The 22,878-nt window shown below is 66.0% G+C and carries 11 protein-coding genes; 8 read left to right on the top strand and 3 right to left on the bottom strand.

The genetic code is table 11. The annotated features are described in order from the left end of the window. Positions 1 to 137: 137 nt before the first annotated feature. The 6 genes from WBR68_RS24420 to WBR68_RS24395 all read left to right on the top strand — a co-directional run bounded on the left by WBR68_RS24420 (position 138) and on the right by WBR68_RS24395 (position 4,941). A complete protein-coding gene (locus tag WBR68_RS24420) occupies positions 138 to 764 on the top strand; it encodes a thermostable hemolysin (protein ID WP_050449329.1) in 627 nt (208 codons plus the stop codon). Continuing rightward, on the top strand, positions 761 to 2,242 hold the full coding sequence (locus WBR68_RS24415) for an AMP-binding protein (protein ID WP_230695486.1): 1,482 nt from the start codon (positions 761 to 763) through the stop codon (positions 2,240 to 2,242). Before WBR68_RS24420 ends, WBR68_RS24415 begins: the two co-directional genes overlap by 4 nt. 6 nt (positions 2,243 to 2,248) lie before the next feature. Further along, positions 2,249 to 2,920: a TenA family transcriptional regulator gene (locus WBR68_RS24410; protein WP_050449327.1), complete on the top strand. Its 672-nt coding sequence runs from the start codon at positions 2,249 to 2,251 to the stop codon at positions 2,918 to 2,920. Further along, positions 2,917 to 3,732, top strand: coding sequence for an SDR family oxidoreductase (locus tag WBR68_RS24405; protein ID WP_127184265.1), 816 nt, complete (start codon positions 2,917 to 2,919; stop codon positions 3,730 to 3,732). Before WBR68_RS24410 ends, WBR68_RS24405 begins: the two co-directional genes overlap by 4 nt. Then, positions 3,729 to 4,382 (top strand): hypothetical protein, encoded by a 654-nt coding sequence (locus tag WBR68_RS24400; RefSeq protein WP_083447526.1) that lies wholly within the window; start codon positions 3,729 to 3,731, stop codon positions 4,380 to 4,382. Before WBR68_RS24405 ends, WBR68_RS24400 begins: the two co-directional genes overlap by 4 nt. A gap of 97 nt (positions 4,383 to 4,479) precedes the next feature. Further along, positions 4,480 to 4,941, top strand: coding sequence for a GNAT family N-acetyltransferase (locus tag WBR68_RS24395; RefSeq protein WP_127184266.1), 462 nt, complete (start codon positions 4,480 to 4,482; stop codon positions 4,939 to 4,941). Between the two features lie 230 nt (positions 4,942 to 5,171). Here WBR68_RS24395 and WBR68_RS24390 read toward each other — a convergent pair whose 3' ends face one another. After that, positions 5,172 to 7,289 (bottom strand): TonB-dependent siderophore receptor, encoded by a 2,118-nt coding sequence (locus WBR68_RS24390; RefSeq protein WP_230695485.1) that lies wholly within the window; start codon positions 7,287 to 7,289, stop codon positions 5,172 to 5,174. A gap of 151 nt (positions 7,290 to 7,440) precedes the next feature. Further along, a complete protein-coding gene (locus WBR68_RS24385) occupies positions 7,441 to 8,322 on the bottom strand; it encodes a LysR substrate-binding domain-containing protein (RefSeq protein WP_230695484.1) in 882 nt (293 codons plus the stop codon). A 119-nt stretch (positions 8,323 to 8,441) separates the two neighbouring features. On the opposite strand from WBR68_RS24385, the gene WBR68_RS24380 reads away from it, so the two are divergent. Together WBR68_RS24380 and WBR68_RS24375 are read left to right on the top strand one after the other, a co-directional pair. Beyond that, the gene (locus WBR68_RS24380) at positions 8,442 to 9,065 is read left to right on the top strand and encodes a glutathione S-transferase family protein (RefSeq protein WP_230695483.1); all 624 of its coding nucleotides are present in this window, start codon (positions 8,442 to 8,444) and stop codon (positions 9,063 to 9,065) included. 95 nt (positions 9,066 to 9,160) lie between these two features. Beyond that, a complete protein-coding gene (locus tag WBR68_RS24375; RefSeq protein WP_127186312.1) occupies positions 9,161 to 10,123 on the top strand; it encodes an LLM class oxidoreductase in 963 nt (320 codons plus the stop codon). A gap of 230 nt (positions 10,124 to 10,353) precedes the next feature. Here WBR68_RS24375 and WBR68_RS24370 read toward each other — a convergent pair whose 3' ends face one another. Next, the gene (locus WBR68_RS24370; protein ID WP_230695482.1) at positions 10,354 to 22,737 is read right to left on the bottom strand and encodes a filamentous haemagglutinin family protein; all 12,384 of its coding nucleotides are present in this window, start codon (positions 22,735 to 22,737) and stop codon (positions 10,354 to 10,356) included. Positions 22,738 to 22,878: the final 141 nt, after the last annotated feature.

Here is a 22,878-nt window from a genome sequence, read left to right as displayed (position 1 = left end):
TGCCTTCGCGCCATTTTCTTTCGCGCCATGTTCGGCTGAGATTACCACCGCGTACCCGTTAATTTCTCATTAAGGTTGGCTGCCTAAGCTGCGCACGAGATGTCGATAAACCGACGCCACATCGACCGGATGCCAGTATGCCGCAAACCAAGTTTTCATCGTCGACCACGCAGATATCGATCGCTGCACAGCCAAGGCCTATACCCCGTACCCTGCACATCCACCCTGTCGGCGACCCCATGCGTGGCCGCGTGGAAACCTACATTCATCAACGCTATCAGCAACGATTCGGCGCAACGCTCAAAGATTGGCTGCCCACGCTCGTCAGCGTGCAGGAAGACGGAGAAATCCTCGCGGCGGCCGGCTATCGGGGCGCGGACGATCCCTTGTTTCTTGAACGCTACCTGGCGGCGCCGATCGAGCAGTATCTGCGTGACCAGAACGCCCCGGTGGCGCGCCGCCTGATCGTCGAAGCCGGTCAGTTCGCCGCCGTTCGGCCTGGCGGCGGGCGGTTGCTGGTGCCGCTGCTTGCCCGCCACCTGCACCAGCAGGGCTTTGACTGGGCGGTCAGCACGCTGACCAGCGAACTGCACCACCTGTTCGCCCGCATGGGCCTGGCGCATCAGCCGATTTCAGCGGCCACTTCCGATCACCTGAATGAGCAGGAACGTGGCGATTGGGGCGACTACTACGCCCATGCACCCCATGTTTTCGCGGGACGCCTGCACGCCATTCTTGAACACTTTCCGGAGCAGGACGCATGAACGCCGCCGAGTTCTTTTCCCTATTGCGGGACCCGAGCCGCGCCGGCCGCCTTGCCGTCCACACCGCCAAGGAATCATGGGACTACGACGCCCTGATTCACCGCGTGCAAACGCGGGCCGACCTGCTTGCGACACATCACGCACACGTCACCGCGTCGTTGATGGACAACGGCGCCGACTGGATCGTCCACGACCTGGCGTGCTTGCTGGCGGGCGTGGTGCATGTGCCGCTGCCCTTGTTCTACACGCCGGAGCAGTGGCGTCAAACGCTGGACGCGGCGGGCGTGAATACCGTCGTGGCGTCCTCGTCGACGCAAGCCATGTTGCACGCCTTCGGCTTTGACGTGGCCGAGTCCTTGCCGGACTCGTTGGCGCTGTTCCGGCGCGCCGCGCCCTCCGCGCCACTGCCGCATGGCACTGCGAAGATCACATTCACGTCTGGCTCCACCGGCAGCCCCAAGGGGGTGTGCCTGGGCGCCCGGGAAATGCTGGCCGTCGCCGCCAGTCTGGCGGCGGCGACAAGGCCGCTAGGCATCCTCCGCCACCTGACTGCGTTGCCGCTTCCCGTGCTGTTGGAAAACATTGCCGGCGTCTATTCGCCCCTGATCGAGGGCGCGGCCATTACCGTGCGCGCATTGAGCGAAACCGGGCTGCAGGGTTCATCCCGCTTTGATCCCGCCATCTTTCATGCGGCGCTTGTCGATGCCAAGGCGCAAAGCGTCATCGTCCTGCCGCAAATGCTGCGTGCGTATACCGGCTGGCTGCGGGCAACAGGCGCCAGCGCGCCTTCCGACCTTCGCTTGATGGCGGTAGGCGGCGCGGCGGTGGGCGCGGACTTGCTGGCCGCCGCCCGCGCGCACGGGCTGCCCGCCTACGAAGGCTATGGCCTGTCCGAAGCCTGCTCGGTGCAAACCTTGAATTTGCCCGGCGCCGATTGTCCGGGTTCGGCGGGCCGCCCCTTGCCGCATGCCCGTCTGCGCGTGACCGCCGACGGTGAAATCGAGGTGGCCGGCACGCATGCGCTGGGCTACCTGGGCCAGCAGGCCGCGCCACGGCAGTGGCTGCCTACTGGCGATCTGGGGCGGCTGGACGAAGCGGGGTTCCTGCACATTGATGGACGCAAGAAAAATCTGCTGATCACGGGCTACGGGCGCAACGTGTCGCCGGAATGGATAGAGCTGCGGCTGACGAACCAGCCCGCTATCGCCCAGGCCGTGGTGCTGGGTGAAGGCCAGCCTCAGTTGGGCGCCGTGATCTGGCCGCTGGGCAATGCCAGCGACGAGGCCATTTGCGCCAGCATCGATAGCGCCAACGCCGCGCTTCCCGACTACGCACGGATCGGCCCCTGGATGCGCGCGCGGGCCGAGTTCGGCGCCGCAAGCGGCATGGCCACCGCCAACGGTCGTCCGCGCCGCGCGGCGGTGGCGGACCGGCATACCGACCTGTTTTCGCGGAAATCCGCACAACCTCTGGTGTAAATCGTCATGACTTTTTTCGACAAACTGCTTGCTCAGACCCGTGAAAGCCGGGAATCGCTGGTGGCGACTCCGATCATCCAGGATTGCCTGCGCGGCAACGTCGCCTTGCCCGCCTACATCGCGTTCCTGCGTGAGGCCTACCACCACGTCAGCCATACCGTGCCGCTGATGCATGCGGCCCGTGCCCGCATGCCGGCCCGACTGGCCTGGATGCTGGCGCCCATCGACGAGTACATCGAAGAGGAAACCGGGCACGATGCCTGGATCCTGAACGATCTGCGGGCGCTGGGCCAAGATGCCGACGAGGTCCGCCAGGCCGGGCCTGGCCCACAGACCGAGGTAATGGTGGCCTATGCCTATGACACCATTGCCCGCAAGAACCCGATGGGCTTTTTCGGGATGGTTCATGTGCTGGAAGGGACCAGCGTCGCCCTGGCGTTGAACGCGGCCGATCAGATTCAGCAGAATCTGGCGCTTCCGGCATCCGCCTTCAGCTATTTGCGCTCGCATGGCACGCTGGACCAGGAACACACCGCGCACTTTGCCGAACTGATGAATCGCCTGGACGATGCCGGCGACCAGGCCGCGGTGATTCATGCCGCCAATATGTTCTACGCGCTTTACGGTGCAATTTTCCGTGCACTGCCACGTCCGCAGATGCAAACGGAGGCCGCATGAGCCCGCGCGATGCCTCCATCGTGTTGACCGGCGCGGCAGGGGGGCTGGGCAGCGCGATTGCTCGGCAACTGTACGCCGAAGGCGCGCGTCTGCTTTTGATCGGGCGCACGGCGGGGCCGCTGCTGGCGTTGGCGCAATCGTTGAATGCCGGCGCGCAGCACCGCACGCGCGTCGACGCCTTGGTGGTGGACGTGACGACGGATCACGGTCGTGCAGCGATCATCGACGCCGCCGAGGCCCGAAGTGCAAATGTGCTGATCAACAACGCGGCGCTCGCGGCGTTTGGGCCCGCGCAGGACGTGCAGAGCGACGACGCCCGTCGCGTGATGGAAACCAATGTCGTGGCGCCCATGATGCTGACGGCGGGGATGCTGCCGCTATTGCGTAGCCGTCCGCGCGCGCAGGTGTTGAACATCGGGTCTACGTTGGGCAGCCTGGGGGTGCCCGGGTTCTCGGTCTACGGCGCCAGCAAGGCCGCGCTTCGCCTCTATACCGAGTCGTTGCGGCGCGAACTCGCCGACTCAAGCGTCCGGGTGCAGTACTACGCACCGAGAGCGATTGAAACGCCTTTCAATTCGCTTCAGGTCCAGGCATTCAACCAAGCGACCGGCTCCGCCAGTGATACGCCAGAGGCGGTCGCGGCCTGTGTGTCGCGCATGCTGCAAAGCCGATCGCGTCAACGTTTCGCGGGCGGCGTCGAAGCGATTGCCGCGCGTCTGAACGGCTTGTGTCCCGAGTGGCTGGACGGTGTATTCGCCAAACACCGCCGCGCGCTCATGTCCTTGAAATTTCCTTCAGGAGCCTCTTCATGATTAAAAGACTTTTCTTGCTGAAAGCCGTCGCGGGCTTACTGGCCAGCGCGGCACTGTCCCTCTCGGCCTTCGCCGCGCCCGCCGAGCTTGATCAAGGCATAAGCGCCCTGCAGAACGACTGGGCGGTGATCCAGTACCAGACACCCGCCAAGCAGCGCGAGGCCCGTTTCGAAGCGCTGTCGCAACAGGCGCATGCGCTGACGGCGCGTTACGCCACCCGGGCGGAACCGCATATCTGGGAAGGGATCATTCTTAGCTCCTGGGCAGGCGCCAAAGGCGGCTTGGGGGCGCTGGGCCTGGCCAAGCAGGCCAAGGCGGAATATGAAACGGCTATCCAGATCGACAGCAAGGCGCTGGGCGGGTCCGCCTTGAACAGCCTGGGCGTCCTGTACTACAAGGTGCCGGGCTGGCCGGTGGGATTCGGCGACAACAAAAAGGCCGAAGCCCTGCTGCAACAGGCGCTGGCCTTGAACCCCGATGGCATCGACGCGAACTACTTCTATGCTGACTACCTGGTTTATCGAAACCGAAAGACGGAGGCCATTCCGTATCTTGAGAAAGCACTGAAGGCGCCGCCACGGCCAGGCAGGGAAGTGGCGGATGCCGGGCGCAGACAGGAGGCCCAGGCGTTGCTGGATACGGTGCGATAGAGGGTGCTGGTTCGGACATAGCTGAAAGCCGCCGTAAACTTGCCTCTTTCATTTGTCGGCCTCAAGCGTCGAACCAGAACCTTCAACGGGACAACACATGGCCCTATCGCTGCACGCTTTTTCCGAGATCCCGACAGAAGACTGGCTAGGCCTGCTGAATCACCCCGACGTAATCCGCCACATGCCGCTTGCGACTGGCGATTGGACCGAGCAATCTGTCGCCGACTGGGCCAAGGGAAAAGACGCACAGTGGCTGACGAACGGGTATGGGCCATGGGCCATGCGGATTGATGGCAGGTTTGCAGGCTGGGGCGGCTTTCAGAAGGAAGGGGACGAGGCCGACTTTGCCTTGGTGCTGCTGCCCGCCTACTGGGGGCAGGGCGCGATGATCTTTCGCCACGTCATGAGCCGCCGCCATGAACTTGGCATCGGCCCGGTAAGCATCCTGCTGCCGCCGAGTCGGCCCCGACTGAAAGGTCTGACGAGGCTAGGCTTCGAATTCGTGGGCGAGCTGGCTTACGAAGGCCAACGCTTTTTGAAGTTTCAAGCTGTCGGGTAAGGGGCGGGGGGCGAGATCGGGAAGATCCCCCTTGATGCCAGGCCACTCATCCGTCAACACTTTCGATCTTCTCTGCTGGTCGGCGACGCCCACACAACCGTAGACATGACGCACAACGGCGCACCGCCGCCGGCTGCCGTGATCAGCCATACGAATATGTATTGGGCAAATCAAACGGCGCCGGGTCGCTTGGGTGGTGTTGTCGAGAGCCAGGGCGTGGATTTCGCGCATCAATAGGTATAGCTCATCCCCAGTTGCGCGGTACGCGGCGCGCCCGGATACACGTAGGTGTTGAACGCGCCTTCGTCGTAATTGCGATTGAACAGATTCGTCACGTCCAGGCTCACGCGCAGGTTTTTGTTCACCTGATAGAAACTGAAAAGATCGACCGCCACGTAGGCGCCCATGTTGTACGACGTTGCCGTGGTCTGGCCGGCGCGGTCGTCCACATAGCGCACGCCCACCCCCAGGCCCAGGCCGCGCGCCGGGCCTTCGTGGAACTCATACATGTTCAGCAGGCTGAACGTGTTGCGCGGGATGTTGGCCAGGCGCGTACCCGTGGGTAGCGTGTTGTCCTGCGTCACCTTGGCGTCCACGAACGAGTAGCCGCCGATCACGCGCCATTCGCGCGTGATGTTGCCCGCCACGTTCAGGTCGAAGCCCCGGCTGCGCACCTTGCCCGCCGCCACCCGGTAGGTGGAGTCAGCGGGGTCGACGGTCAGTACGTTGGTCTTGTCGATCTGGTAGGCCGCCAGGTCAACGCTTAACTGTTGGTTCAGCAATTCCCATTTGGCGCCCACCTCAAAAGACTTGCCTTCTTCAGGGTCAAAGCCGTTGCCCTGGCGGTCCGCGCCCGTGTTTGGCTTGTACGAGCGCGCCGTGTTGGCGTAGACGGCCAGCGTGTCGGTCAGATCGTAGATCACGCCCAGACGCGGCGTGATGGCCGAATCCGTGGTGCGCCAGCTTGTGCCTGTGGGAAGCCGGTCGCGGAAGGTGTGTTCGAAGTGCTCGAAGCGCAAGCCGGCCAGCACCTTGAAGCGCTCGGTCAGCGCCACCTGATCCTGCACAAAGGCGGCCCAGGTCTTGAGGTTTTCCTTGTCGTGCGTGGTGGTGCGGGTCAGGGCAGGGCGCGGCTGGCCCAGCACTGGGTCGAAGAGGTCGATCGGGTAGGCGTTGGCGCCCGCGGCCGAACGCTGGATGATCGACTGGTAGTCGTAGTCTTCAACCTCCACCCCGGTCAGCAAGGTGTGGCGCAGCCCGCCGGTGCTGAAGTTGCCGGTCAGGTTCAGTTGTACGTCGCGGTCGGTCCAGTCCAGCTTGCGGTAATTGAAGTTGCGGCCCAGCGTGCGGCCGTCGGCTTGCAACGCGTTGGCTTCGACCGCGTTGCCCTTCAAGGTTCCATCCAGCCATTGCGCGCCGCCGCCCAGCTTCCAGTTGTCGTTCAGCGCGTGTTCAAAGCGCAGTTGCACCAGGTTGTTGTCGTTGTGCAGCTTGTTGTCGGTACCGGTTTCCCACACGTTGGTGTCGCGCGAGGCGCGTCCGGCCTGGTTGGGGTAGCGGGTCAGGCCACGGTCCAGCGGATGGTTGTTGCGCATCAGCTCGGCTTCCAGCGTGATGCGGGTGGCGGCGCTGGGCTGCCAACTGATCACGGGCGCAATGCCATAGCGTTCGGTGCTGACGTCGTCACGGAAGCTGTCGCCGCCTTCGGCCAGCGCGTTGACGCGGTAGGTCAGGCTGCCGTCCTCGTTCAGCGCGCCCGTGGTGTCGAGGGTGGCGCGGCGCATGCCTTGCGTATCGAACTGCGTGCCCACGGTCACGCGCGATTCAGCCTCGGGCTGCTTGGTGACCACGTTGAACGTGCCGCCAGGGTCGCCCCGGCCATACAAGCTGGTGTTGGGCCCACGGATCACTTCAAGGCGTTCCAGCGTGTAGGAGTCCGGCGCGTTGGGATAGCCGCGATTCATGGGAAAGCCGTTGCGGTAATACTCGCCGGTGGTGAAACCGCGCACGGTCACCGTGGTCAGCCCCTGCCCGCCAAAGTTGTTGGCGCGGCCGACGCCGCCCGCGTAGTCCAGCACTTGTTCCAGGCGCGTGGCGCCGGTGTCTTCGACCACGTCGCGCGGCACGACGGTGATGGATTGCGGCACCTCATGCAGGGCGGTGTCGGTGCGCGTGGCGCTCAGGGAGCGGGTGGCGCGATAGCCGATCACCGGACCATCGGCGCGCTCGGCATCGCCATACACGCTGACCGCGTCCAGCTCGATGGGCTTGGCCTCGCCGATGTCATTGGCCAGCACCACGGGAACTGCCGTGTTCAGTAGACAAGCCGAGAGGATGACGCGCCGCATTCCAGGATCCGAGAATTTTTGAAAGAGGCGCGATCTTACTATCACTGCGATCGATTCGCATTTGCAACAAATGGTGCGCGGGGTCGATGTCGGGTTTTAGCAACGGTGTGGCGAGCAGCCTTGGCCCGACGCGGGCATTAGATTGCCGGCGCTAGGACGCAGCCTCTTCACCTATCCAGTCCAGGAACGCACGCACTTGCGCGCGTTCCGCAGCCCCTGGCCGTGTCACCGCGTAATACGCGAATCGCGCTGGCCACGGCTTGTCCAGCACCTGTACGAGCCGGCCCGCCGCGATTTCATCTTGTGCATAGGCTTCAGGCACCAGCGCCAAACCCTGGCCCGTTTCCGCCGCGCGGATCAGCAAGAAGTCATCCTCGAATGCGCTACCGCGTTCCACGCGCGCGTCGTCATCGACGCCGTGCGCCTTCAGCCAAAGCGGCCAGTCCGCGCGGTCGGAGTCGTGCAGCAGGGGATAGTTCAGGCAATCGCGGGCTTCACGGATCACGGCCTGCTGGTTCTGCATAAAGGTGGGCGAAGCCACCGGCATCAAGACGGGCGCCATCAGCGGCCTGACATCCAGCCCGGGATAGTCGCCCAGCCCATGGCGCAAGGCCACGTCCACGCGATCACGGCGCAGGTCAACCAGCTCAGACGTGGCTTCCACGCGGACTTCGATATCAGGGTGCAATTGCTTGAAGCGCCCCAGCCTGGGCACCAGCCAAGACGCCGCAAACGCGGCCACCGTACTGACCGTCAGGCTCTTGCCGCCCTTGGCCGCTTCCAAGGCATGCACGGCCTGGTCAATTTGAAGGAACGCATTCTGTAGCTTGGGATGGAAGCTTGCGCCCGCAGCGGTCAGGCGCATGCCAAGGCGCTCGCGCTCAAGCAATACAACACCCAGGCGGTCTTCAAGCAACCGAATTTGTTGGCTTACCGCGCCAGGCGTGACATGCAGCGCCTGTGCCGCGGCCTTGATGCTGCCGCGCTGTCCCACTTCCACAAAGGTGCGCAGCGCTTGCAAGGGATAGGTCATTTAAAGTTTAGATTTACTAAATTTAATCGGTAGAAAGCATCGCTTCTATCTACGCGTCGAAAGAATGAGAATTCGTGCTCCCCCTGTGAATCCAGTAATTTAGTTTATCTATAGACGTTATGTTGCACCTTTATTCCGACAGCTCGCCCAATGGCTTCAAGGCAAGCATTGCACTTGAAGAGCTTTCCTTGCCGTATCGCCTGCACCACGTACGCATCGATGAAGGCGAGCATCGTCAGCCGGACTTTCTTGCGCTGAACCCGCATGGTCGCATTCCCGTGCTGGCGGACAGCGAGACGGGCGTGGTGCTTTTTGAATCCGCGGCCATTCTGCTGTACCTGGCCGACAAGACGGGCGAGCTGCTGCCCCCGGACCCGCTTGCCCGCTGGGAAGCTATCAAGTGGTTGCAGTTCCATGCCTCCAGCGTGGGGCCGATGCTGGGCCAGCGCGTGCATTTCGAGCTCTTTGCGCCGGAACCCATCCCCAGCGCCATCGACCGATATCGACGTCTGACGGAAGGGGCGTTCGCGGTGCTGGATCGCGTGCTGGCGGATCGCGCTTATCTGGCCGGTGACGACTACTCCATCGCGGACATCGCCCATTTCGGCTGGACGCACATCGCGCGAATCGTCCATTTCGACTTCAGCCGGCATCGTCACTTGAGCGCATGGCACGAGCGTGTGGCGGATCGACCTGCCGTCCGCAAGGGCATCACGTTGCCGGCACCGGCAACCGGCGCGTGAACACAAGGCATATCCCAATGAACGCAAGCAACTTCCCCGTCCACAAGAGCGGCGCGTCCTACGCCGCGTTTTTCGCACACCCCGGATACCGTCGCATGTTCGCGCCGGATAAATTGACCGTCGGCATCTTCCTGCCACTGCGCAACTACGCGGGCGACATGAAGGTGCTTGCCGGCCAGGCCGACCTGGTCAGCCAGATCGACAGGCAGGGCTTCGCCGCCGTGTGGGTCCGTGACGTGCCCCTGTTCGATCCGTCCTTTGGGGATGCCGGACAGGTGTTCGACCCTTTCACCTATCTGGCCTACCTGGCCGCGCGAACGAAGCATGTGGCGCTGGCGACGGGCAGTGCCGTTATCTCTTTGCGGCATCCCATCGATCTGGCCAAAGCCGCCACAACGATTGATCAGTTGTCTGGCGGCCGCCTGGTGATGGGCGTGGCGTCTGGTGACAGGCCGATTGAATTCCCGGCTTATGGGCTGGAACACGGGGATCGGGCAGAGCGTTTCGCCCACGCGCTCAGCTACATGCGTCAGCTTATGCAGGCCGGGCTGTTGGCCATCGATTCCCCGCTGGGGCGCTTCAAGGGCGCCGAGTTCCTGCCCAAGCCCGTCGCGGGTGCGATTCCGATGATGGTGACGGGCTCGTCCGGCCAGTCGCTCGCGTGGATTGCCGAGCACGCGGACGGTTGGCTGACGTACCCAAACGCAACCCATACGCCCACAGGCCCTCAGCATCTGGCCGAAAAAATCCGTGCCTGGCGGGACCTTATTCCTGGTGGTGCATTCCGTCCGCACATGACCAACGAATGGATAGATCTGGTGGACGACCCCGACCATCCGCGCACGCCGTTGCACGGCGGTTATGTCCTGCGCACTGGGCGCAAGGGCCTGATGGCGCTGCTGGAAGCGTGGCAGGCGGCGGGCGTGAACCACGCCGCCCTGGGGATACAGTTTTCGCAGCGCCCGGCATCCGAGGTGTTGGAGGAACTGGCCGCCGATGTGCTGCCGCATTTTCCCTCGCACGGGGCGGTGCCGCCATGTCGTCCTTGGAATTTCTGAAGCACCGCAACCTGGGCTTGCTCTACCGCGACCACCACGGGTGGCTGCGGAGTTGGCTGCAACGGCGCTTGTGCGTTGGGAAAGCGGCGGCGACTATTCCAGCCGTCGCCCGGCACGGCTCAGGTGGCCGTGCCGGACCAAATGGTCCTTTTGCAAAGCAGGGAAGCGTAGCTCGCGACGCTCAGCCCTTCCGTTTGTGGGTCTTGCCCGTCAATGTCATGGCGCGCCAACTACAGTCCAAACGCGGTCCTCTCCTCAGGGCTCAACTTTTCGAGTTGCGCCGACGTAAGTGCTCCGTTGCCGACGACCTGCACCATATTGTTCGGTCGATATGCCGAGGCGTTATCGGATCGGCTGTCACGCTGGAGCGGCGGTGCGGCGCCAGATAGCGGCTCCTCTCCAAAGCCCAGGATCTGCACGTTGATGATCGAGGGTTGGCCTTGACGCGCCCGGTCCTGGCTGCGCTGCACCGATTCCTGGGCGGCGTTGACCGCCGAGGTTGCCGCCGTGCTGGCTGACGTAAGTGCGCCGGTGTTGACGGTAGCGGCTAGCGGGATGCCGACGCTGTCTCCTTGCGTCTTGATGTTGGCGGCGTTCAGCACGGATTGCGCGGCAATGTTGACGTTGCCCGACACGCGGATGCCCGCTTCCCCCGCGTCAATGGTGCCCAACGGTGCGTACAGATCCACGTCGCCGGCGGGCACTTCCGCCAACGGCGCCAGGGTGGCAATGCCGGCGCCGCTGGACGGCGCGGCGGAAGACAGCGTGATGTTGCCTACGCTGTCGTATAGCCGGCGGGGCGGGGTGTAGACCACCGTGGTCTTGGAACCGCGTCCCGCGTTGATGTCGCCTTGCGCGGACCAGGCCAGGATGTCACCGCCGAAAGTCGTCATGACTCGGCTTTGTCCCAGCAGAATGCTGTCCTGCGCATACAGCTGGATGTCGCCGCTACCTTGGGTCAGCACGCCCGCGGTGGCGGGCGGCGCCGCGCCTTCCACGCCGTAGACCTGCGCACCGCCGGGCGTCAGAACCTGGACGTTGCCGCCGCTGCGGGTTTGCAGGCCGGCGCCCCCGTACAGGGTGATGCTGCCTTCGTAGCGTTGCGTCTGCCCCGTCGTGCTCAGGGACGGGAACAGCGCGGCAACGGCTTGCCGGCCGCGCAAATAGCTGCCTTCGCGCGGGCTGGTCCGGTCGTTGAATTCGCGGCCGCCGGCACGGAGTTCGGCGAAGTAGACCTGACGCGCGAACACGCGCTGCTGCGCTGGCGGCAGCGCATCGAAAAAGGCGCGGGCGTCGTCCATGCTGCCGGCAAATCCATAGGCCTGCGTCAGCCAAAGCAGCAGTTCGGCTTCATAGGTCTTGAAAGGCTTGCCTTGGTCGGTCAGCGGCAGGCCGGGATCGGCGACGCCCGCATCGAGGTAGTGACGTAGCAAGCCAGCGTAGTCGCCGCCCTGCGCACCGAGCCCCGCTTGCAGCACGATGCTGGCGCCTGGACGGGTATCGCCGGTCACGACAGGACCCAGGCTGATAACGGCGGCCTTGTCTTCCATCAGGATGTTGCGGCCCGCGCTGATTTCCAGCGTGCCAGGGCCGGCCACGGTGAAGCTGCCGTAAAGGATGTCGCGGCCGGCTTGCACCACGGACACGTCGTTGGCATCGCCATGCACGAAAAGATTGTCGGTGTATTGATACGGGATCGGGCCGGATAGCGAATCGGTTGCCCCCAGCGGGCTGCCGCTGCCGACGATGTCCCGGCCGGCGATCATGCGCACTGGGCCGCCCGCGGCGTACCAGTCGGTGCCGGTCAGGACATTGCCGATGTTCGCCAGCCGGATATGCCGGCCGCTGCTGACACCGACAAGGTCGCCGTCCCTGGCATAAAAGCGCGAGGGCGCCATGACGTCCGACGTGGCGGCCGTCAACGACCCGAAGGCGAACAGTACGTTGTCCCGATAGGCGCCGTCGGGCGATAGGGTGGTGGGGCCCCAGATGATGCTGCTGCTGTGGGCGGCCTTTACCTTTCCGGCAAAGGCCGGCCGGTCGATGGATGCCAACGCGCCAGGATCGGCGCTGGTGCGTCCAAAGGGGGCGTCGCCACCATAAATGGATTGACCGGCCAGCAGGTCCAGGCGGGACAGGGCGCCGGGCGCGAGGGCGACCGGATTGTCGTACCGGATATCTCCATGAGCGGCGACTGCTGAGAACTGCGAGGGGTAGATGACGATGCCATCGTTGTCGATGCCGGCCCTGAATACCGGCGCCACGTCGCCGCCCGCGCTGAACAGGTCGATGGCGGTATTGGGCGTCCATAGCGAAAACCAACTGTCGGATCCGTAAACGCCCAGCGTGCCATCGGCCTGCGTGTACGGCATGGACACCGGCAGGAGGACGCGGCCGGGGTCCCTGGCGGTCTGGATGACGAGGGCGCCCAGGCTTTGCACCTGGAAAGCGCTGTCTCCCGGCGTCAGCGTCAACGCCCCCGCGGGCTCGTAGGTGCTGGCCTGGAAGCGGTCCAGCGCGCGCGTGTCGCGTGCCGCCCGAAGGTTGTAGATCGGGTCCATCCGGCCCATCGAGGCGGCTTGCAGCAGCGTCTGGCCGCGCAGGTTGGTGACCGCGCCCGGGGCTTCATAGAAGCTGGGCAGCGCAGGGTTCAAGCTGCCGCCGACCCGCAGGATGAGGTCGCCGCCACCGGTCAGCGCCAACGTGCCGTCGGCCATCACGCGGCCCGTGCTGGCCACGGCCAGCGTCAAGGCCTGGCTGCGCGGGTTGATCTGGCGTTCCTGGTAACTGATGGGGTGCGAAGTGATGATGCCGGCGTCGCCGCGCACGTCGATGTCCAGGTTGCCGCCGCCCAGGGTGCCGAAGCCGGTGAAGCCGCGCAATTCATCGGCTTGGTCTGGCGCGCTGGAGGTATAGGTGCCGAAGTTCAGCCACCATGCGGTGGGCTGTGCCTGGCCTATCGCCGCGTCGCCGCTGCCCTGGCGCCACAGCCAGTTTCCGACCAGGTCGGAGGAGTAGCCGGTCGAGCGGGTCAATGGCCGCCCGTACGAAGCCACGGATGCCGTCATCAGATCGCCGGTCAGGCTGACGCCGGCACGCAGCGTCACGTTGCCACCGCCATCCGGATACCAGGCGCGGTAGACGCTTTGCGGACCGCCGTCCACAAAGGCTTCAAAGCCCTTGCTCGGGTCGCGCAGCACCGTGTCGTCGGAATTGATCAGGCGCGGCTGGTTGTAGGGGTCGCCCGCGTAGGTGCCCGTGGATGACGTGCCCGCGGTGTAGACGCCATACAGCGACTGCATGCGCAAGCTGCCGCCCGCCAGCAGATCCAGGTCGCCGGTGCCGGTACGCAGCACGCTGAAGCGCGGGGTGGCGGGCGCGGGGATGTAGTTGTTCGCGCCGCTTGAGGCGCAGTACTCGGGGAGGTCGGCGCACAGGGCGCCGGCACTCGGATAGCCGAACATGTCGCGGGTGAAATCGTCCTCGATGACCTGCCCCACCAACTCCGGCATGCCGAGGTCGTCGGCGACCAACTGCGTCCAGACGAAGTTGCCGGGGCCATCAAAGCCATACATGCCGTAGTGGCTGTCGGCCAGCACCAGGTCCCCACGCTGAAGCCCGACCTTCGTGGCGTACTGCGTGATGCGTGTATCGGCCGCGCCCAGATCAGCGCCGCCCGCAAGCCGCATAGACCACGATTGCGAACCTTCAGGCAGCATGGGCGCCACGGCCCACACCTGGCCCTGGGCGCCGTCGACGCGCGGGCGCAGATCGACGTATTCCACCCCGGGTTCCAGCATCACGTTCGTGCCCGACGGGATCAGCGCGCCACGCGGCAGGGTGACCGCGGCGGCCAGGTTCGCGTTGGCGGGCAGGGGAATGCCGGCAGGCCAGGTGACGGCGCCAAGGAAGGCGCTACTTGATAAGCGCGTGCCTGCCGCCAGGGCCATGCCGGGGGGCAGTGTCAACGCTTGGTGCAGCACGGTGCCGGCTGCGTGCGCCACCGTGCCGTCCGGGTTGAAGATGGGCGCCGATAGCACCGTGCCCGCGGGAAGTATCAACTCCCGGGCCAAGGGGGCAGTAACGGGCAATACGGAATGTTCGGCAAGCACGCCGCCTTGCAGCATCAAGTCGTAATTCAGTATGGCGCCGACCGGGAACGCAGTACCGACGGCCAGCACCACGCCGGCATGGGGCGTGATCATGTCGCCGCCAGTGAAGTCCCGGCCCGGCAGCAGGCGCCAGCCGTTCAAGTCCTGCTTGACCTCAGGAGGCGGGGCGAAGCCGTCGTTGATGCTGCCGTGGATCTGCAAGTCGCCGCCTGCGCGGATGACCAGATTGCCCACTTCCCCCGAGCCGTAGACGCCCGGTCGCAGCGGCGTATGCGGGTTCAGGCTGGCATAGCGGAAGCCGGACAGGTCCAGATCGCCTTGCACCACCAGGTTGCCGTCCGCGGTGGCGCTGCGGATCTCGACGCCGGGGCGCAGGTGCAGGGCGTCGCCATAGGCGAGCAGGCCGGCCAGCTTGCCGTTGACCAGGTTGCTGTTGGACCGAGCCCGGTCAATGAAGTCGACGCTGTCGTCGTGCAGGCGGTTCAGGTAGGCCTGGTCGATGACCTGGTAGGGCTTGCCGTCCGCCGTGGTTTCGGTACCCGGTGTTGCGTCCGTATAGACCCAGACCCCGTTGACCGCGATGCTGCGCGCGCCGCGGATGTCCAGCGGCCCGCGCGCATCGATGTTGATGTCGCCGCCGGTCGCGCCGCCCAGACGCGGCGCATTCAGCGCCAGCGTGCCTCGCGGCAGGCCGTCGTTGCGGGGCGCGCCCGTGCCGGCGCGCAAATCGATGACCGCGCCTGCGTCCATTCGCAACAGGCCATTGCCCGAATTCAGTTCCACGATGGCGCGGTTGGGGGCGTCAATGATCTTGCCGTAGCTGTCCACGCGCAGTGTCGTGCTGTGCGCATCCAGTGCGGCGGTGGACGCCAGGCGCAGGCCATCGCGCGCCGCCAGGCGGATGCTGCCGGCACCGTCGCCACTGGCGTCAATGCGGCCGGTCACGGTCAGGCTGCCGGCATCGACCGAGATATTCACATTTCGGGCACGTACCTCGTCGCCGATGACAAGGTTGCCGCGCTTGAGCTGAAGGCTGCGCCCGCCGAAGACCTGGCCCTCGTTCAGGCGTTGGTTCAGCGCCGCGAAGTCCACTTGCTGCGCTCGGATATCCACTTCGCCAAAGGCGTAGGGGACCAGGGTGCCGCCCGCGTCATACCGGCCCGAAGCCATGCCCAGAATGCGGCCTTGCAGGTCCACGCGGCCAGCGTCGTCGGCCAGCGCCACGGCGGTCAGGCGCCCGGCGCGGTTGTATTGGGCGGAGACATCGATGATGCTGCCCGCCGCTTGCGTGATGTCGCCTTGCCGGCTGTGGAGGCTGACGTCGCCTCCCCAGCTGTATTTTGTGATGTCGTCGAATGGCACGGGCCGGCCAGCTACGTCCAGATGCGCGCCGGGCCCCAGGATCAAGGCGTTGTCCGCGATTGCGCTCAGCTTGCCCGTGGGCAGGGTGATGCGGCCGTTGATATTCAGCGTGCCGGCGTCCAGCGCCAGTTCCGCGCCCAGTCCGAGCCCCTGGGGAACGGATGCCACTGCCAGCGGACTGCTGAAGTTGATCGCGGTGCCGGCCTTGATTCGGTTGATGGAACCGGATTCACCCGTCAGAAGGGGAGCCTCCATGTTCAATGTGCCACCGCTGTAGCGCCAACCTGAGGCGGTATCGAAAGCGCCCCGGGACTGGTACACGGCCAGGCTGCCTTGATGATTGGCGGTGATGCGGTCGCTGGCGCTCAGGTTGACGTTGGCAAAACCCAAGGCCAGGCGGGCATTGTCCAGTTCGCCCAGCGGCTGGGTGTAGGGGCCATAGCCGAATTCGATGCGCTCGGCCTGGATATTCAGCGTGCCGCTGCCGGTGCCCGCCCCGTTGTCGATCACGCCGACGGGCGGCGTGATCGATCCGTTCCAGATCAGGTTGCCCGCGCGCAGCGTGGCCACGTCGCCCGCTTGGCCATAGCCGTAGATGGCCGGGGCCGTCAGCGCCAGCGTTTGCAGGCGCGACTTGCCGGTGGCGGGATCGGTCGTGTCCAGCGTGACGGTTTCGAAGAAGTTGAACGAGTCGCTGACGGCCAGGGTCAGCATCTCAAGCGCCGGCGCGCTAAAGCGCTGGTCGCCCGCCATCAGGCGATTCAGCAGCGTCTGGTCCAGGCTAAGCCCTGCGCCAAGCGCGCCGCGCGCGGCTGCCGCCGCCAGGGCCTGTTCGCTGCCGGCGTTGATGGCGCCTACCGCCAGCGTCAGGTAGCGCGCGCCGTAGCTGGCGGCGCTGCCCAGGTCGAAGGTCTTGTTGGTGACGGCGGCCAGCGTGCCCTCGGTGTACAGCAGGGATTCACCGGCGCAGGTAACACCGCAGACGCCGATGCGGATAGGGCCGGCGCCTTTGGGTTCCTGGTCCACGGTGGGTGGAAGCATGTTGATCCAACCGTTGGACAGGGCCAGGAAACTGCTGGCGGATGCCCCATAGGTGTAGCCGGCAGTGGAATCAAAAGGCGCCTTGCCGCGACCGATGGTGTTGATGGATGCCCCCCGTTCAACGGTGATGCCGGTGGTCAGGCCGCTGGTCACCAGGAAGACTTCGGCCGCTGAGAGCGACGCGCCCTCGCGCAGCGCCACGGATAAGAGGTGCGTGCGGGCGTAGCCGAAGTCGACGGTGTTGCTGTTGTTGGTGTAGTCCACATAGGGGACGGCGCCCAGCACCAGGCGGGGTGCGCCAAGCGCGCTGAGCTGGCCGGAATCCAGGGATAAGCCCTCGAAGCCTGCGCTGCGCCCCGCGCCCGGGGCGGTGACCTCTAGATGCCCCGCCTTGGTATCGCTGGACGCGACGGCGAACGTGCCGCCGTAGCCGGCTGTGGCGGCGGAAAAGTCGACCTGGCCCGCGAACGAAAAGGCCTGGCCCTGGGCGCCGCCCGCCAGATAAGCCCGCAATGTGCGCGCGTCAGCGGGCAGCATGGCGCGCGGAACGCCGCGGCGCACGCCGTCGGCCTGCACGAAGGCTGCGTAGTCCATCTCGTTGTATTGCGAGTACTGGCGCAGGACGTCGCCGGACGTGATCAACAACTGCTTGGGCGCCGCCGTGGCGAGGTTTGTGCCGGCCGTGCCGACGTTGCCCGCAATGGACCAGGAGCCGTTGCGCAGCGGTATCGCGCCTGAAGCGGGCACGCCCGCCGCCAGGCCGTTGACTTCCACGCGGAACGCGCCCGGCATCAGGGCATAGGTGGATGGCATCAGCGTATAGGTGCCGGCGGGCAGGCCGGGCACGCCGCTCCCCACCGTGACTTGCTGACCGATCTGCGGCGAATGCTGGCGCCCGTCGGGCGTGGTGGGGGCCACGGGCGCCTGCATGCCGGGCACCAGCGCGTAGACCGGGTTGCTTGCCAGGCCCGGCAGGGTGAAGCCAGCACCCTTGGCATTGATCTGCACCAGCGGGTTGAATCGGGCGTCGGTGGAACCTCCCCGGCCCGTCACGAAAGCGGCCCCCAGCAATTGACCACCGCCGGACAGGTCGAGCATAGCGTTGCTGCCTACCCGAACCTCTTCGCCCGCCAGTTGGATGCCGCTGCTTAATTCGCCGCCGATCGTGGCGGCGCCTGCGCCGGTCAACACGATGTTCTGCCCGGCGTATTGATAGGTCACGCCGTCGACGGTGCCGCCATAGGGCATGACCAGCCCCCGGCCACTGACGGACGTGACGCTGCCTGGCAGCAGATTGACGCGGGAGGTGGTGCCGGTGGTATCCGCGACCCCCACTTCCAGCATTCCGAGCGGCGCGCGCACCACGCCGCCCTGGTCGATGATGTCGGCGGCTAAGCGCAGCTTGCCGAACGCGCTGTACGGAAGCGGGGGAAGGGCGTCGCTATTGCGGCGGATGGTAAGCGTGCGGTCCGCTTCGTAGCCGATGACGCCGTCGCGCGTGCCGTTCGGGCCGGCCACGATCCGCGTCACCGCTCCCGTGTCCGGATAGATCTGCGCGGCGGTCAGGCTGAGATTGCCCGGGGCAGCAAGCTGCGTGGTGTAGGGCTGGTTCGCCAGCGCGACTTGCGTGCCGCGGCCGCCCAGCACACGGATGTCGCCCTGGCTGCGCAGGTCGGTCTGGGTGAAGCCCGTGCCGACGTAGCTGACATCGCCGTTCGGCGCCCGCTGCGTGGTCAGCGCGCCCAGCACGACCATGTCGCGGATATCGATGAATCCGGCATCCGCGATGAAGGCGGATTCGCTGACGCGAGTGGAGGGCGGGCGCGAGGATGTCGGGCGGGTGTATAAGTCGGGCGCGCCGTTGTCGGTGGCCCCCGCCAGCATCACATAGGGGGCGGCCAACCGCACCTGGGCCGTGGAGGGGGCGGCTTCCGTCATGTTGAGCGACGTGCTGAACAGGCGCAGGCTTTGACCCATGCGCAGGTCGACGTCGCCCGCAAAGCTGATGGCGCCGTTGCTCAGCAGGTTCAGGCTGCCGAACCCCCCGTCCCGCACTTGCGCCACACTGATGGCGCCGCGCCCATAGACCAGCTCGTCGGCCGCGGCCTCCGGGTCGGCAAAGTCGGCAAGCTCGTCGGGCAAGGCCTGTTGCGACAGGAGCAGGTCACGTCCTTGGTTCACTCGGGCTGCCATCGCCGCCGTGCGGTAGACCGGTGCATCCAGGCCGATTGACAGGGTGCCGCCGGCCGCGCCCGCGCCGCCTGCAAGGGCGGTCATGCGGCCATCCAGGTACAGGCCGTTGCCGGAACTGATGGTGATGCTGCCGCCAGCGCCAGCCAACCTTGTTGGCGCGCCGTTGACCAGCACCGTGGCGGCGCTGCCCGAGGCGTCCAGGCGGCTGCCGGGGCGCGAGACGATGAACAGGTCGGGCGACGGGGAGACGCCCAGCGATACGTCTACCTGGCCGCCCAGCACGATGCTGCCGCCGTCCTGCACGCGGCCATATGCCTGGCCGTCGTGGTTGAAGGCGGTGGCGGCGCGGCCCGCGACGTCCAGCACGGCGGTTTCGCCCAGCCAGATGGATCGGCCATGCCCGGCCGCGATGGCGTCATCCGCGGACCCGGGTCGTATCCCCTGGACCGCGATAGCGCCGCCCCACGCGTTGAACGTGCCGTTCAGCGTGATCTGCCCGATGCCGGCCAGATCGATCTTCTGCCCTGGATCCACCTCGACGAGGGCGCCGTCGCCCACGCGCAGAAGCGTGGTCGCCAAATCGGCGGCGGTCGACAACGAGGATCCCGCCTGTAGCGCCAGGCTGGCGCCCTTGCGTTGCGTCAGCAGGCTTTTGGCCGGATTTTCCTGGTAGAGCACGGGCATCCAGGTCTGCAGGGCTTGCGACTTGTCCTGGATGGCGCGCACGCCGGAGGCGTAGCGCTGGACCGGCATCGTGACCCGGACTTGCGCCCCGTCCGCGACCTCCAGGCCATGGAAGCCGATCACTTCGTATTGCGAGAACCCCATGTCGAAGGCGTCGTCGGCCAGGACGGAGACTCTGCTTCCCGCCGCGTCGGCGATCGCCGCGGCCACCTGACCTGCCGCTACGATGCGCACCTTGTCCGCCTGCAAAGACAGCTTGCCGCCGCCATCCACGCCCTGTGCCGCAATCGTCCCTTCGTGGCTGAGCGCGGCATCAAAGCCCGCCGCCAGCGTGACGTCGCCTCCCTTGCCGCCGAGGGTCTTGCCATTGGCCAGCATGGCTCCGCCGCCAGACACGTCCAAGATGCTGCCCGGGGCCAGGGTTACGCCCTGGGTGCTGCGCAGCGATACGGTGCCGCCCTGGCGATAGGCCAGTGCGCCGGAAGCGGCGGGGTTGGCAAGCACATTGGTCCACAGGCCGCCGGCGTCCAGTACCGCGTTTGCCGAGACCGCCACGCCGGTGGGCCGGTCGGCGGGCGCGAGCACCGGCGTGTCTTCGTTGCGGCCGTTGGCGTTCCATTGCTTGATGATGTTGCCAGCCAGAATCCGGCCGCCCGCCGCGCTGATGCCGGCGTTGATGTCGACCTGGGGCGCATACAGAACCACGCTTGCACCCGTTGCCGCGTGCAAAGCCTGATCGACCGCGACCCCCTCGGTTCCGGCCAGCCGGATCGCGCCCAGATTGGCGGCGTTGAGCCAGGCCGCATCCAGCCGGATCTCGCCGTCGGCGGCGGCGCCCGCGCCTGCCGTCACATGCTTGGCGACCCCACCCAGCGTCCAGGCCAGCATATTGGCGCTGGCATCGAAGATCGGCGTATAGCTCCCGACGGTCAACTGCGCGCGGCGCGCGACGGCCGTTTGCGATTGGTAGTAGCCGTCCATATCCCATTGCGGTGCGTCGACCTGGCGCGCTCCCTGGTAGACCTCGCCCGTCAAGGTGCCCGCCAACTGGGCGGCGCCAGTGGAGACGATTAGCTGCCCCGCGTCGCGGCCCACGGTGTAACCGCTTTCAAAGCGCGATTTCGGGGCGATCAACGGGTTGTAGAAGGTGCGCGTGGCCTTGTCGCCCCAGCGGGCATGGATATCTTCATATCCCCGGTACAGACCGGTGTAGAGCAGGTCGCCGGGCGCGCGCGAGACTTCGTACAGGCGGCCATCGGCGCCGCGCAGCCAGCTTTGGCGGATGTTGCCGTCCTGCACGTCCAGCGTGCCGCCCGACAGGTTGATGTCGGAGCCGGCCCGGGTGATCAATTCCCCGCCCGTGACGGTCACGGTACCGCCTTGCGCCAGCCATTCGCCGGCCCCACGTTCACGGGTGGCCAGATACCCGCCCACTTCCAGCAGACCGCCGCTGGTGTACCAGCGGTCGCCGCTGTAGCCATTGGTGCCGCTGGCGACTTTCACCAGGGTGCGGCGGTCCACCCAGACATCGCTGTTGTTCAGCAGCTTGCTGTCGCGGTTGACGGGCGCGTCGCGCTGCTCGTTGCCCTGCACGTTGATTTGCAGGTTGTTCGATTCCATCGACACGCTGACGCCAATGGCGCCCGCCACGTCGAGTTCCGCGCCGTTCTCCAGCACGGCCTGCCTTTTGGCTGAAACGACGATCTGCCCGCCAGTGGCCAAGGTGGTCGAGCCGCCCTTGAAAGACGCCACGTCGCCCGTCACCACCTCGATGCGCGACAGATCCAAGCGGTCGGCGACCGTGCTCAGATTGTCGAATGCGCCGGTGGCCTTGTTGGTGGGCGAGCCGTCCACCGTCTTGATCGCGGCCTGGCGCTGGCTGTCCAGGCCGGTCAGGGCGGACGCCTCTACCAGCACGGCGGTGACGCTGCCCGCGCCCAGCGTCACGCTGCCTGCTGCATCGCTGGCCCGGTTCAGCAGATGGATGGCGCCGCGCGCAGTGATATCGGTGGTGGCGACCAGCACCCCGTCCTGGCGCACGGCATGGCCCGTCATCGTGATGTCGCCGACAGGCGCGCTGATCAGGCCGGTGTTGCGGACCTGGCCTGCCTTGCTGTCGGTTTTCAGCGTGGCGCTGATTTCGACGCCCGTGGTGGTGGACCTGGGATTGCCGTCGGTGCCGTAACCGCGGCGAATAACGAAATCGTCGCCCGCGGCCAGCACGGCCTGCCCGCGCGGGGTGGTGAGCGTGCCGGCGTTGTGGACTTCACTGCCCAGCAGCAGCACGTAGCCGCCGCCCTTGGTGGCGGTGGTGGGGGCGGCGGTATCGATGCGCGCGCCGGGCTGCACCAGCACGCTGCCCAGCGCGTCCTTGAAGGTGGGTTGCGTGCCGTCCGTGTCAACGAACAGGCCTTTTTCGCGGAACTGCGCGTCGGTGATGGTGGCGGCCGCGGCGACCAGGTTGCGGGCGTTGACCTGACTGGTGCCGCTGAAGATCACGCCGTTCTGGTTCACCACCAGCACGGTGCCGTCGGCTTTGATCGCGCCCTGGATCTGGCTGGGCCTGGCGTTGGCGCCGACAACGCGGTTCAGCACGGCATCGCTGGCGTCCTGCTTGAATTGCAGCGTGGTATTGCGGCCGACGTTGAAGGTGTCCCAGTTCAGGATCGCGCGGGACTTCGTCTGTTCGATCGTGACCGTATGCCTGCCGCCGCTTGATGACGAGGTTGCCGCCTTGGCGCCTTCCCATTTGGCTTGCGCGCCCTGGGCTTCCCATAGGCCGCCTTCGACCCGCCCGTCCGGCACGTCCACACCGCCTGCCGCGGCGGCGGCGCGGGCGGCTGCCTGCGCCGCTTGCTGGGCGGCCACGGCGGCGGCCGTGCGGTTCAGGTTTTCCAGCGATTTCCGTAGTTGCTGACGTGATTGGGCTTGCTGGCGCGCGCTGTTGCCGATGCCCGCAAAGCTGCCGTCCGGCATGCGGCCAGTGCGCTGCGCGGTCGACTGCACCGCGTTCTTCTCGGAAAACCAGCCGGGGCTGAACGCGCGCGTCTGGGCCTGCGCCACACCGCTGGCGGTGCCCGCGATAGCGAAGGCCGCAAGGGCCTGGGACAGCGGGCTCAGGCGCCGGGCAGCCTCACCGCCAGGATGGCGCGAACCCTTGGGGGCGGGGACGTGTTGCGGGCGAGAGGAGGCAAAAGGCGTAGCGGACGTAGACGAGGACATGGCGTGATTCAAGGATGTCGATGAAGGGCGGCAGTGACATGGCCACCGTGCCCGCTTACTCATCTAGTCGAACGACGCCTTGGGGCTCGGCACAGAAATCCCCGTGAATTTTTTATGACAGGCGTCAGGCCCGCAGGGGGG

The sequence above is a fragment of the Achromobacter sp. JD-1 genome, assembly GCF_038594925.1.
Classification (GTDB): domain Bacteria; phylum Pseudomonadota; class Gammaproteobacteria; order Burkholderiales; family Burkholderiaceae_B; genus Achromobacter; species Achromobacter spanius_C.
Note: the sequence above shows the minus strand (reverse complement) of the source record. Positions and strands in the feature narration are given on the sequence as shown.

Excerpts from the sequence above, each read along its gene's own strand:
- WBR68_RS24420 (WP_050449329.1), top strand. The coding sequence starts at position 138 with ATGCCGCAAACCAAGTTTTCATCGTCGACCACGCAGATATCGATCGCT.
- WBR68_RS24410 (WP_050449327.1), top strand. The coding sequence starts at position 2,249 with ATGACTTTTTTCGACAAACTGCTTGCTCAGACCCGTGAAAGCCGGGAA.
- WBR68_RS24400 (WP_083447526.1), top strand. The coding sequence starts at position 3,729 with ATGATTAAAAGACTTTTCTTGCTGAAAGCCGTCGCGGGCTTACTGGCC.
- WBR68_RS24385 (WP_230695484.1), bottom strand. The coding sequence starts at position 8,322 with ATGACCTATCCCTTGCAAGCGCTGCGCACCTTTGTGGAAGTGGGACAG.
- WBR68_RS24415 (WP_230695486.1), top strand. The coding sequence starts at position 761 with ATGAACGCCGCCGAGTTCTTTTCCCTATTGCGGGACCCGAGCCGCGCC.
- WBR68_RS24390 (WP_230695485.1), bottom strand. The coding sequence starts at position 7,289 with ATGCGGCGCGTCATCCTCTCGGCTTGTCTACTGAACACGGCAGTTCCC.
- WBR68_RS24405 (WP_127184265.1), top strand. The coding sequence starts at position 2,917 with ATGAGCCCGCGCGATGCCTCCATCGTGTTGACCGGCGCGGCAGGGGGG.
- WBR68_RS24395 (WP_127184266.1), top strand. The coding sequence starts at position 4,480 with ATGGCCCTATCGCTGCACGCTTTTTCCGAGATCCCGACAGAAGACTGG.
- WBR68_RS24370 (WP_230695482.1), bottom strand. The coding sequence starts at position 22,737 with ATGTCCTCGTCTACGTCCGCTACGCCTTTTGCCTCCTCTCGCCCGCAA.
- WBR68_RS24375 (WP_127186312.1), top strand. The coding sequence starts at position 9,161 with ATGTTCGCGCCGGATAAATTGACCGTCGGCATCTTCCTGCCACTGCGC.
- WBR68_RS24380 (WP_230695483.1), top strand. The coding sequence starts at position 8,442 with ATGTTGCACCTTTATTCCGACAGCTCGCCCAATGGCTTCAAGGCAAGC.